This window comes from Sphingopyxis sp. NFH-91 (genome assembly GCF_021401285.1).
In the GTDB taxonomy this organism is placed as follows: Bacteria; Pseudomonadota; Alphaproteobacteria; order Sphingomonadales; family Sphingomonadaceae; genus Sphingopyxis; species Sphingopyxis terrae_A.
Genome location: NZ_JACBGA010000003.1, coordinates 230951 through 243321 on the forward strand (window position 1 = coordinate 230951; position 12371 = coordinate 243321).

At 63.4% G+C, this 12371-nt stretch carries 8 protein-coding genes; 1 reads left to right on the plus strand and 7 read right to left on the minus strand.

From position 1 onward, the window contains the following. Positions 1 to 8 precede the first annotated feature (8 nt). The 5 genes from L0963_RS09255 to L0963_RS09275 all read right to left on the minus strand — a co-directional run bounded on the left by L0963_RS09255 (position 9) and on the right by L0963_RS09275 (position 8241). Positions 9 to 2714, minus strand: coding sequence for a TonB-dependent receptor domain-containing protein (locus tag L0963_RS09255; RefSeq protein WP_003046355.1), 2706 nt, complete (start codon positions 2712 to 2714; stop codon positions 9 to 11). 284 nt (positions 2715 to 2998) lie between these two features. Next, complete coding sequence (locus tag L0963_RS09260) at positions 2999 to 3751, minus strand: amino acid ABC transporter ATP-binding protein (protein ID WP_003046358.1); 753 nt, start codon at positions 3749 to 3751, stop codon at positions 2999 to 3001. Continuing rightward, a complete protein-coding gene (gene metC / locus L0963_RS09265; RefSeq protein WP_003046361.1) occupies positions 3748 to 4992 on the minus strand; it encodes a cystathionine beta-lyase in 1245 nt (414 codons plus the stop codon). The genes L0963_RS09260 and metC overlap by 4 nt, the downstream gene beginning before the upstream one ends. Continuing rightward, the gene (locus L0963_RS09270) at positions 4985 to 7174 is read right to left on the minus strand and encodes an ABC transporter permease subunit (protein ID WP_234179277.1); all 2190 of its coding nucleotides are present in this window, start codon (positions 7172 to 7174) and stop codon (positions 4985 to 4987) included. The genes metC and L0963_RS09270 overlap by 8 nt, the downstream gene beginning before the upstream one ends. Beyond that, entirely contained in the window at positions 7171 to 8241 is a 1071-nt protein-coding gene (locus L0963_RS09275; protein WP_003046368.1) for an amino acid ABC transporter substrate-binding protein, read from the minus strand. The genes L0963_RS09270 and L0963_RS09275 overlap by 4 nt, the downstream gene beginning before the upstream one ends. Positions 8242 to 8296: 55 nt before the next feature. On the opposite strand from L0963_RS09275, the gene L0963_RS09280 reads away from it, so the two are divergent. Next, entirely contained in the window at positions 8297 to 9202 is a 906-nt protein-coding gene (locus L0963_RS09280) for a LysR substrate-binding domain-containing protein (RefSeq protein WP_234179279.1), read from the plus strand. A 36-nt stretch (positions 9203 to 9238) separates the two neighbouring features. Here the strand turns inward: L0963_RS09280 and L0963_RS09285 are convergent, their stop codons facing one another. After that, complete coding sequence (locus tag L0963_RS09285) at positions 9239 to 11710, minus strand: TonB-dependent receptor plug domain-containing protein (RefSeq protein ID WP_234179280.1); 2472 nt, start codon at positions 11708 to 11710, stop codon at positions 9239 to 9241. A 343-nt stretch (positions 11711 to 12053) separates the two neighbouring features. Continuing rightward, a complete protein-coding gene (locus L0963_RS09290) occupies positions 12054 to 12347 on the minus strand; it encodes a hypothetical protein (protein ID WP_234179281.1) in 294 nt (97 codons plus the stop codon). Between the last annotated feature and the right edge of the window lie 24 nt (positions 12348 to 12371).

Below are 12371 nucleotides of genomic sequence, written 5' to 3' on the forward strand. Positions count from 1 at the left end.
CTGGTTCCTCAGAAGGCGGTGCGGAAACCGACATAGAAGCGCCGTCCGAGCAGATCGTAGGTCATCGTGTCGGTGTTCGCATCGGTGAAGCTCTGGATATAGGGCGCCTTGCGATCGAAGACATTGTCGACGCCGACCTGGAAGCGCGTCTTCTCGTCAATCTCGAAGGCGACCTGGAGATTGTGGTAGAAGACGTTCGGCGTGCTGTAGCCGATTTCGCCGGGCGCCGCATTGAAGTCGGTCGCCTTGCCGATCCATTGGGTCGACCAGGTGGCGCTGACGCCATCCTTCTCGGCGGTCAGCACGCCATAGCCGCGCCATTTGGGATAGCCGCCATTGCCGCCGCCGATGAAGCCGTCGAAATCGATCGGGTCGCCGCCGGGGAACGGCAGAACGACATATTTGTTGAGATAAGTCAGGTTGACGTCGAGCGAGATGTTCACGCTGCCGATGCCGCCCGCATAGACGAGCCCCAGATCGAGGCCATTCATCTCCTCGCGCCCTGTATTGATCGGCTGCGCGGATAGGAAGGTCACTTCGCCCGTCAGCGGGCTGCGCGTGAAATCGTCGCAGAAAGGGTGCGACAGATTCTGGCTCGCATAACATATCGACAGCTTGGTCGATCCGGGGATGGCGCGAATCGCATCCTTGATCTTGATGTCGAACCAGTCGGCCGTCAGCGACAGACCGGGAACCAGCCCTTTGGGCGAGATCACCGTGCCGACGGTCCAGGTCGTCGAGCTTTCGGGTTTCAGATTCTCGTTGCCGCCGACCGTGGTGAGGATCGTCGTGCCGAGCTGCACATAGTTGGCGGGAACACCCGACGCCTGGCAATTGGCGATCAGCGTCGCATTACCGCTCGTCGAATAGCGCGAACAGGGATCGGTGGTGGTCAGATTGCCTTCCGATACGCCGCCGTAAAGTTCGGGCACGTTGGGAATGCGGAAGCCGGTGCCATAGGTCCCGCGCAGGCGGAAGCTGTCGCTGATCATCCAGTCGAGGCTGGCCTTGTAATTCCAGTCGCTGCCGAACAGATTATAGTCCGAATAGCGCACCGCGCCGTCCAGCGTCAGCGCCTCGAAGAAAGGCTTGCCCGCGAGTATCGGCACGGACAGCTCGAGATAGGCTTCCTTCGCCGTGGTCGAACCCGAAATCGGATCCTGCTGGTTCGTGTTGGCAATACCGAGCACGGTCAGCGGATCGGGATCGCGCCAGCCCTTTTCCTTGCGATAGACGACCCCTGTCGCAAAGGAGACGGGGCCAGCTGGAAGGTTGAACAGGCTGCCGTTGAGATCGGCGGTGACCGTCGCCAGTTCGTTGCCGCCGCGATCGCGCGAGGTGAAAAGGATATAGTCGAGAACCTCGGGGGTCAGGTCGCCGGCGCCCAGATAGTCAGCGCAGGGGATCGCAGCTCCAACCGTCACGCTGCACTTGCTCGGGTCGATCGAGTTGCGAATGCGTTCGAGGTTGGCGATGTTGGTCGATCCGTCGATCGCCGTGTTGCGTCCGAATGCCCCCGCGACTTCCCACGCCCAATCGTTGGACAATTTTCCGCGCAGGCCGAACGTACCCTGCCAGGTATCAGTTTCCTGGAAGAATTGACGCGGCCCTGGTTCGGCAAGCCGGCGCTGGATGAGCACGATGTCCTGCCCGGTTGGGTTGGTCGGATTACTCGCCGAAATGGACAGGTTGCGGAGCGTGCCCGGCGTCGCAATCTGATTGGATTTGCGGAATGTATAGAGAAACTCGCCGAAAGCCTCGATGCTGTCGCTGAGGTCATAGTCGACGAAGAAGGCCGTGCTGATGCGTTCGACGGGGCTGACCGCGTTGAGGAAGGGCGCCGAATTGAAATTATGCTTCGCCGCGCTGTACGGCTCGAAGAAGTCGCCATCGCCGCCGGGAGTTTGATTGAAGTTGATTTGTTGCCCGTTGGGCAACACGGCGCGGCCGCCGATCGTCGAGGCACTGTTGACGCACGATAGCGAACCTGGCGTGACCTCAGCGAGCGAACAGGGCGCGCGCGTCGCCATATTGACCGCGCTGGTCTTCTGATACGTCGCGGCGATCATGACACCACCACGATCATTGCGGATGCCCCAGATCAGGTCGGCGGAAAAATCGGAACCGTCGCCCTCGCCCGTGATGCCATAGCGCGCGCTCAGGCCAAGACCTTCATAATCGGTCCGGGTGACCAGGTTGACAACACCCGCCATCGCGTCCGCGCCATAAATTGCCGACGCGCCGTCCTTCAGCACGTCGGTACGTGCCAGCGCTACGACCGGGATCATGTTCAGGTCCGGCGACGAGTTCGCGCCGGTGCCGCCTGCCACGAGACGGCGACCATTAAGCAGCACGAGCGTGCGCTTGATGCCAAGCCCGCGCAAGTTCACCTGCGCCGTGCCATAGCCGTTGCTTGTCCAATAGGCCGAGGTCTGGTTGCCCGCAAAGCCTGCATTGGCGGGAAGGCGCTGCAATACCGTTTCGATGTTGACGATCCCGGTATTCTCGATCTGCTCAGCCGAGACGACCGTGGCGGGTCCGACGCCCGCGAGGTCCTGGCGGCGGATGCGTGAACCCGTCACGACGATGTCCGAACCATTCGGCGCGTCGGTGGCCAGGGGCGGCTGCCCTGACGATTCGTCCTGCGCAAGTGCCGGCGTTGCCAAGACCGCGACTGCCGCGACGCTGGCGAGCAAAAATGTTCTGATCATCATAGCGAAACCCCCTGTTGGTTGGCCGATTTCCCTCAGAGAGCATTAAATGTATATACAGGTCAACAGGAATTTATCGAAATATATCAATTAGTTAAATGCCAAATTCGGCGCGCATCATACTTGTCTAATACGCATGCCGACGCCTCACCCCTCATCGATTTTGAAATTTTTTTGCAGGGTCCGGCCCATTCGCGCAAGGAGCCGACCGCCTTCCCCTTCGACTTGCTCATGAAATGACAGGGGACGCAGATCGAAGCCATTCGGGGCCGCTCACAAGCGACTGCTCAGTGCGAAAGTATCTGTTCAAGGAATGTCTGTGCGCGTTCGCTTTTGGGAGCCGCAAAAAAGTCGGACGGCCTCGCGTCCTCGACAATTTGCCCCTGGTCCATGAAAAGAATGCGATCGGCTGCCTCGCGCGCGAATCCCATCTCGTGCGTCACGCACACCATCGTCCGCCCCTCGCCGGCCAGCGCTGTCATCACATCGAGCACCTCCTTGATCATCTCGGGATCGAGCGCCGATGTCGGTTCGTCGAAGAGGAGAATCCGGGGCTCCATCGCCAGCGCACGCGCGATGGCTACTCGCTGCTGCTGCCCGCCCGAAAGCTGCCCGGGATATTTGCTCGCCTGATCTGCGATCCGGACCTTGTCCAGATAGGACATGGCCCGCGCCTCGGCATCCTCGACCGCGACGCCGCCGACGAGGACGGGCGCGAGGGTGCAATTTTCGAGCACCGTCTTGTGCGGAAACAGATTAAACTGCTGAAAAACCATGCCGACCGCACGGAGCGCCGCGGCAGCATCGCGGGACACCCGGTTTATCCTGACGCCCTCTATCAGCACCTCTCCGGCGTCCGGCGCTTCGAGCATGTTCATGCAGCGGATCAGGGTCGACTTACCGGAGCCCGAGGGACCGCAAATCACAACGCGTTGGCGCGGCGCGATATCGAGGTCGATCGAACGAAGCGCGTGATAGCCGCCGTAATATTTTTCGAGCTGCCGCAGACTGACAGCCGCCGGAATCGAAGCGTCCGTCATGACGCCCGCTTTCCGCTCCGCATCATCCGCACCCGCCCGAAGGCCGCATCGAGATCGGCGATTAGATCGTCGGGCGCCTCCAGCCCTGCATGAATACGAATCAGCGCACCTTCGGCCTCGCCATTCGGAAAGTCGCGGATCGGCGCCGGCCACGCGGGGACCGCAAGGCTTTCGAAACCGCCCCAGCTCGACCCAAGCTGGAATAGCGAGAACTTGTTGAAGAATGCGCTGGTCTCCGGCGGGGAGAGACGATCGAGCTGGACGCCGAACAATCCCGACGCCCCCGCAAAGTCCCGCTTCCAGATCGCGTGGCCCGGATCGGCGGGGTGAGCCGGATAGCGAACCGCGACCACCTCGGGCTGACACAGAAACCAGTCGATCAGGGTCGACGCGGTGCGCTGGTGGCGCTCGAGACGCGCGTCGAGCGTCCGGATGCCCCGGTGGACCAGATAGCAATTGTCGGGGCTCGCGCAATTGCCCCAGCGCGCCGCCGCATCCTTGAGGTGGCGATAGATGGCCTCGCTGCCCGCGGTCATCGTGCCGAGCAGGCAATCGGAGTGCCCCGAGAGATATTTGGTCGCCGACGCGAGCGAGACATCGACGCCATGAGCCAGCGGCTTGAAGAAGAGCGGCGTCGCCCAGGTGTTGTCGACCGCCGTCAAAATGCCACGGCCGCGCGCGACCGCCGCGATCGCCGGCACGTCGATCATGTCGAATGTCTGCGAGCCCGGGGTCTCCATATAGATGAGGCGGGTGTTGCTGCGGCACAGGTCAGCTATCTCCGCCCCGATATCGGGCCGGAAATATTCGACCTCGACCCCGAAACGCGCGAGCACATCGGTCAGGAATTTTCGGGTCGGCCCATAGACGCAGTCGGCGACGAGCAGATGATCGCCCGCGCCCGCAAACGCCGTGAGGGTGAGCGCGATCGCGCTTGTTCCCGAGGAGGTGATGACCGTCGCATAGCCGGCCTCGAGCTCGGCGACGGCCTCAGCGAGCGCAAAGGTCGTGCGCGTGCCATACAGGCCGTAGATGACCTCGTCATAAAGCCCCCGGTGGCGATCCATATAGGCTTCGACGCTGTCGTAGATGATCGTCGAGGCGCGATCGACGGGAGGATTGATGAGACCCCGCTGATCGCTCGCGCGCGGGCCGGCGTGAACGGCGCGGGTTGGATCCTGCCAGGCGCCCCCGGCGGGTTCAGCCCGCTCGCGGGGCGATGCTGGGTCTTGTTCATGCATAGGATAATTTCCGTTCGATCTTCATGCTGAGCCGGGACAGGGAGAAGCAGAGGAGGAAGAAGATGGTCCCGGTGAAAAGATAGGCTTCGGCGAAATAGGGTCGCCATTGCGCCTCGACGTAGGAAAGGCGCGTCGTCTGCAACACATCGAAGACGCCGACGATCAGGACGAGGGTGGTATTCTTCACCTCGCTGATCGAGGTGTTGACCAGACCCGGCACGCTGACCTTGAGCGCCTGCGGCAACAGGACGTGCCGCCGCGCCTGCCATTTGCTCAGGCCGAGCGCCTGCGCGGCCTCGCCCTGCCCGGCCGATACCGCGAGCAGGCCGCCCCGGATGACCTCGGCCATATAGGCGGCGGTGAAGAAGAGGAGCGCGATCTGGACACGCGGCAGGCTGTCGATCGAAAGATAGGCGGGAACGAACAGCGGGAACATCACCGCGGCGAGAAACAGCACGCCGATCAGCGGGGTTCCGCGAACGAGCTCGATGAAGGCGGTGCTCGCCCAGCGAAGCGTGCGCCGCGACGACCTGCGACCGAATGCGAGGACAATCGCCAGCGGAAATGCGCCGACCACCGCGATGCTGGCGAGCAGAAGCGTGACCGGAAGGCCGCTCCATTTTTCCATGGGCACATGCACGAGCCCCGCGAACCCGCCTCGCAACAAGAGCACAGCGACCAGAATAGCGCCGACCCAGACCAGCCCGAGGCGACGGCCCCAAAAGCGCGGGACGAAGGACAGCGCGAGGGACAGCAGCAGTACCGCCGCTGCTGCGGCGGCGCGCCACTGCTCGGCTTCGGGATAGGTGCCGAACAGGATGAGCCGCGCATTTTCCCGCAGGAAGGGCCAGCACGCGCCGCTGGCCAACCGGCATTCGATCGCCCCGCCGGCGAAGGTCGCATCGAGCAACAGCCACGACAGCCCCTTGCCGATGGCCAGAGCCGCCAGAACAAAAATGGCGAGCGTCAGGACAGACTGCCCTCCGCCCCCGAACAGATTGCGCCGCATCCATGCGGGCCAGTCGGCCATCCGGCGCAAGGGGAAGGGTTCAAGACGGGGTGCCTCGGCACTCCGGCCCGGCTGTCCGGCGACACTCCAGCCCAGACGGCGGGCATAGCGGCCGGTGACGAAGGACAAGGAAAGCGAAAGTAGGAGGAAGGTCGCCACAATCAGACCGACGCCCTCGATGGCCTGCCCCGTCTGGCTGATGACGGTATCGACGACCGAAACAAATTCGGGATATCCGATCGCGACCCCCAGGGAGCTGTTCTTGATCGTGTTGAGATGCCAGCTCGTCATCGGCGGTATGGCGATGCGCAGCGCTTGCGGCATCACGATCCGTCCCATTGTTTGCGCGGGCGACAGGCCGAGCGCTTTGGCGGCCTCGCTCTGCCCTGCGGGAACGGCGAGGATCGCGCCGCGGAATATCTCGGCCAGATAGGCCGAGGCATAGACCGAAAGGCTGGCGACCAGCGTCAGAAACTCCGTGGAGAGCGACAATCCGCCGACGGTTCCGAAGCGCCCCGCCCGCGGCAGATCGATCCCGCCCCACAGCAAGAGCGGCACCAGGGAGATGCCGGCGAAGGCCAGCGCAGTGCGCGTGCGAACGGCTCCTCGCCGCACGGCACCCAGCAGGATCGCACAGGCGACGATCGCGATGAGAAAGACCGGCCGTCCCGGATCGGCCAAGGAGAGCGCGGGGAGGTGCAATCCCCGATTATCGAGGTCGAACGGTCCGACGGCGCCCGGGCCGGGTCCGGGCAGACCGAACAGCAGCGCGGCGTACCAGACGAACATCTGGAGCAGCAGCGGAATATTGCGAACCAGCTCGATATAAAGGCCGGAGAGCCTCGCAAGCAGCCAGTTGGACGACAGGCGCGCCATGCAGACCGCGAGGCCGAGCAAGGTCGAGAAGATGATGCCGAGCGCCGATATCAGGAGCGTGTTGAGAAGACCCACCGCCAGCGCCGCGGCATAGGAATCGCCCGGCGCGTAAGCAATCAGCGTTTCGCCAATCGCGAAACCCGCCCGGTCGAACAGGAAACCGAACCCCGTCCGGATGTTTCGGTCCGCGAGATTGTCCGCCAATGTCGCAAACAGGCCGTAGGCGACCACAAGCCCGCCCGCGATCAGCAGCCAGGGTAACGCAGCGATGGCAAGCCGCCTGTGTTTATGAGTCATCGCATCGGCAACGGGTAGATCAGCCCGCCGTCCCGATAGAGCTTATTCTGTCCGCGTTCGACGCCGAGCGGCGTAATGTGCCGGTCGAAGATTTCGCCATAATTGCCGGTCGCCTCGATTGCCCGGTACGCCCAGTCATCGTCAAGGCCGAGCGACTTGCCGAATCCGGGCAAGCCGCCGAGCATCTTGCGCACTTCAGGGTCGCGCGAGGCCATCCGCATGCGCGCGGCATTCGCGCGGGTGACCCCCATTTCCTCGGCAGCGAAGAGCGCGTTCAGCACCCATTTGTTGATCTCGTACCATTGCTCGTCGTCGCTGCGCACGACTGGGCCGACCGGTTCTTTGGTGAGCCGCTCGGGCAGCACCACATAATCGTCGGGATGCGCGGTGTCGGCCAGGCGGATCACCGTCAGCGTGAAGGCATCGGTGGTCATTGCGTCGCACCGCCCGGCAAAGAAGGCGAGCTTGGCTTCCTCGGGATTCTCGAACACGACGGACTGGAAACGCAGCCCCTTGCGCTCGAAATATTCGGCGGTGTTGAGTTCGGAGGTCGTCCCCTTGGTGATGCAGATCGATGCGCCATCGAGATCCGTCGGAAGCCGCACACCCGATCGCCGGGGCACCAGGAAGCTCTGCCCGTCATAATACATGGTGCCGACGAAATTCACCCCGAGGTCGGTGTCGCGCGTCAGCGTCCATGTCGTCGTCCGCGACAGGACGTCGGCCTCGCCCGTCTGCACGATCGTGAAGCGCTTGTTCGAGGCGACCGGCATGAACCGGACCTTGCGGGCATCGCCGAGGACCGCAGCGGCGAGCGCCCGGCAGTAATCGACGAAGAAGCCCTGCCAGCGTCCGCGTTTGTCGAGATAGGACATGCCGAGCTGCCCCGTATGAATTGCGCAATTGAGCGTTCCGCGCGCGCGAATCCGCGCAAGCGTCGATCCCTTCGCCGCGGCGATTTCATGCCCACCGGTGCCGGCGGGCTCGCGGCCGCAGCCGCCGAGTAACAGGGCGCCTGCGGCGAGCAGCGCCGGTAACCAGCGGCGCGATGCGTGCGACCTATTCATAAACGAGGCTTTCAATGCTAGCGCCATAAGAAATAGCTATAGGGAGCGATGTCCGATGAACCTGCGTCACCTCGAAGCCTTCAGGGCCGTGATGCTCTCGGGATCGGTCACCCAGGCCGCGCAGTCGCTCAACCTGTCGCAACCCGCGGTGAGCAAGATGCTTGCCGAGCTCGAGCATCAGCTGGGCTTTCAGCTCTTCCTGCGTTCGCGCGGCAGCGCGCTCACCGTGACGCCCGAAGCCGACGCCTTTTTCTACGAAGTCGAGCGGAGCTTCTCGGGCATTGCGGCCCTGAAGCGGGTAGCGGAAGACATCCGCAACATGGCGACCGGCACGCTCCGGATCGCCGCCCTTCCGGCGCTCGCGGTCAGTTTCCTGCCGCGTGTGATCGCGGCCTTTCGCGAGACACATCCCGGCGTCACCGTTCAGCTCCAGACCCGCAGTTCCTCGACGGTGCGGCAATGGATGGCGAACCAGCAGTTCGACATCGGGCTCGCGACGCCGGCGCGCGAATTGCCCGGCATAAGGATGGAGCGCTTCCTGCGCTGCCCCGGCGCCTGCGTTCTCCCTGCCGGCCACCGCTTGGCCGTCAAGGACGTCATCCGGCCGGCCGATCTCGAGGGCGAGCCCTTCATTTCGCTCGCGCTCGAGGACGGCGTGCGTCACCGCATCGACCGCATTTTCGAGGACGCGGGCGTCCACCGCGAGATGGTCATCGAAACCCAATATGCGATGACCATCTGCGCGCTTGTCATGCAGGGGGTCGGATGTTCGATTCTCAACCCCGTGACCGCAGCGGATTATGCCGAGCGGGGCCTTACGGTCCGTGATTTCGCGCCGGAGGTCCATTTCGAATATATGCTCTTCACGCCGAAGTTGAAGCCGATGTCCCAAGTCGCTGCGGCCTTTATAGCGGTGCTCGAATCCCACCGCGACGCGATGTTCGGCTCCGACGCCAGCTGAAGACACAGGTCGCCGCACGGCCCTCACGGCCACCGATCAAAAGGAGGCGGTCGCGCGGACGTACCAGAAGCCCCCATTGAACCCGGTCGGCGCGAAGCGGAGATATCGGATCCCGTTGTTGATCTGGGATTGCCGCGCCTCGACGTCAGGATAATTGTCGAAGATATTCTCGCCGCCGACCGCAAGCTTGAGCATGTCGCTGACCTTGTAGGACAGCTCGAGATCGACCAATAGTTCGGCACCGCCCGTCTGGTCGGCAGCCGGGGCCGCGCCATAGTCGGTCCATTTGCCGTAATAATTTGCACGTGCGACGAAGCCGAAGCGCTCACCCGCGTAGGTGAAGGACGCATTGCCCTTCCACTTCGGAACGAAGCCCTCGAGCTCGAGCAGACGCTCGCGGTCCGCAGTGATCACCGGCGAGGCCTTGATGACATCGGTTTTGGTATAATTGCCGTTGAGACCGAGCGTGGCCTTGCCGCCGCCGAGGTCGAAGCCCACGGTGAGCACCGCGTCGACGCCCTGGGTACGGCTGTCGAAGGAGTTGGTGAAGAAGCTCACCTGCTGGAAGGAGTCTCCGCCGGGAATGCCGAGGGCAGCGAGCTGCGCGCGCTGCGCCGGGGTGAGGTTGAAGTTGCCCGAAACGGCGATCCGGTCTTCGACCTTGATGTTGAAATAGTCGATGGTGAGGGTGACCCGATTGGAAGGTTTCACCACGATGCCACCGGCCAGGTTGAACGAATTCTCGGGCTTGAGCGGCGTCGCGCCGAAAAATTGTGCCACCGGATTATTGGGTGCGATGATGCCCGCAGTAAGCGGCGCTCCGGTCACCGAGTCGATGTTGGTCTGGACCTGCGACGCGTTTGACTGGCCGGGAGTCGGCGCGCGGAACCCCGTGTTGACCGAACCGCGCACCGCGAAGACATCCGAAAAATCATATCGCCCGTTGACCTTCCAGGTGAACTTCGAGCCGAAGTCCGAGTAATTCTCGTAGCGGCCGGCAAGGCCGAACTGGAGCGCGTCGGTGAGATTGCCTTCGAGCGACGTATAGGCGGCCCAGTTGCTGCGCGCGAACTCGCCCGCCTGGATGGGACTGAAGCCCGGGAAGCCGTTCGAGCCGACCGGCAGTCCGACGCGGTTTCCGGTATCGGGATCGATGACCGACGCGAAAGGACCAACCTGCCATGATGCGATGTCGCCGGCCGTGATCTCATATGTCTCGCGCCGATACTCGAGACCGCCTGCAAGCGTCAGCGGATCGGAGGTGCCGATCGCGATGGGGTAAGTGAGATCGAGATTGAAAGCGAGTTCGCGCTGCTCGAGCTGCCCCGGCTTGAAGGAGGTCGGCGACGCGAGGCCAAGCGACGGATTGACCGTATTTTCGATCCGGTAGGAAGCATGGTTCTGACCATAGGAAGCGCTGAGGTCATAGGTCAGGCCCGAGGAGAATTCGCCCTTGAGGCCGGCCGCCAGCGCCGCATCGGTCACCGTGGCACCGAAATCCGGGGTAAAACCGCCGGGAAACAGCTGGCGGAAGCTGAACCGCTGTCCTCCGGGCGTACCCGTGAGCGGAATCGAGGTGGAAATGAAGCTGGCATTGGGGTTGCGGTAGAAGAAGGCCGTCGTGCCGCGGCTCCAGCTGTAGTTGCCGAAGGTGTAGAACTCCATCTCGTCCGACAGTTCGATGCCCGCGTTGACGAAGATGCGCGCCGCCTCGGATTCGGGATTGCCCCAGCGCTGCGCCGGGACCGGGACGTCCTGAACGCCGGCATCGATGAGCGCCTGGGCGTCGGGACGCTGGATGCCGCGCGACGTCGTGCTGGCGTTCACATATTCGCCGCTGATGTTGACAAAACCCGCGTCGGTGAAGGGAAGCCCGACATTGCCCTGGACGAGGAAATCCTCGCCGTCGCCCTTGTAGAATTGGCCGTAGCGGGCGATCAGCAGCCCGCCCTCGCGGTCGCGGCGCAGACCGAAATTGAGCACGCCCGCGATCGCATCCGATCCATAGAGCGCCGACGCGCCGTCGCGCAGAACCTCGAGCTGGCCGATCGCGATCGACGGGATCGCCGAAAGATCGGGTCCCTGCGATCCCCGGATATAGGGAACATTGGTGAACTGGACCGTCGCGCCGCGATGGCGCCGCTTGCCGTTCACGAGCACCAGCGTCTGGTCCGGCGGCAGGCCGCGGAGCGAGAAAGGCCGGGTGAAGACGGCGCCGTCGTTGCTGACGAGGCGCTGGACGTTGAGCGACGGGACCTCGGTGCGGAGGAGGTCGTTCATGTCGGCCGTGCCCTTTTCGAGCAATTCGGCGCCGGAGATGATGTCGATCGGTTGGGCGGAATCAGCCGCCTTGAGATCGTTTCGCCGCGTGCCCGTCACGATAATTTCGCCCTGCGTCGTGCCCGGCTTCGATGCCTCTTCGGCGGTATCTTGTGCGAAAGCGGCGACGGCCGACGTGGCGGCCAGAACGGCAATTATCGAGCCACTGGTGCGAAGCAATTTCCTCATGGTCCCCTCCCATTTACGAAAGCTCTCGGCTTCGCCACCGAGCTATCTTTGTGACCGTGGCATGACCAGAAATAATCACGACTCATCGCTAAAAACGAGATGGTTATTCCATATAGTTATATCTCTCGCTCCGTGCCGCACGGCGGCGCGCCGCGCCCAACCCGCGGCCTCGCCGGTCCATTCTCCCGGACGGGCTCCGGCGCGAACAGCATGATCTGCGGGTGCCGCCCGCCATTGCGGCGAACAGGCGGCCGGTCCCGCGGGTGATTACCAGTCCCGGCGGGCGCTTCATGCCGGCTGTCCTTGGGTGGTCGGCCGACAAGCCTCATCGGCAAATGATCTCTTACTTTTTATCCATATCGTGCCCGGCGTGCGGATCGGGCTCGGTTTCTACGGGCTTCGGCGCTTCCGGCGCGGCCTTCGCCCGCGGCGGAACAGCAGGTTTTGCGGCAGGTTTGGAATTCTCCGTCGGCCTTGCTGCTTCTGTCGGTGCCGCTTCAGGGGCTGTTGGCGTCTCGTCGGCAGCCGGCGTAGTCTCGACCATTGCCGGGGCCTCACCGGCAGGGACTTCGCCTTGTTTCGGCGCCGTGTCGCTCTTCTGCGCAGGCTCCGCGCCGCATCCCGCCAGTGCGACCATAAGCGCTGCGGCGCTCGCGAGGGG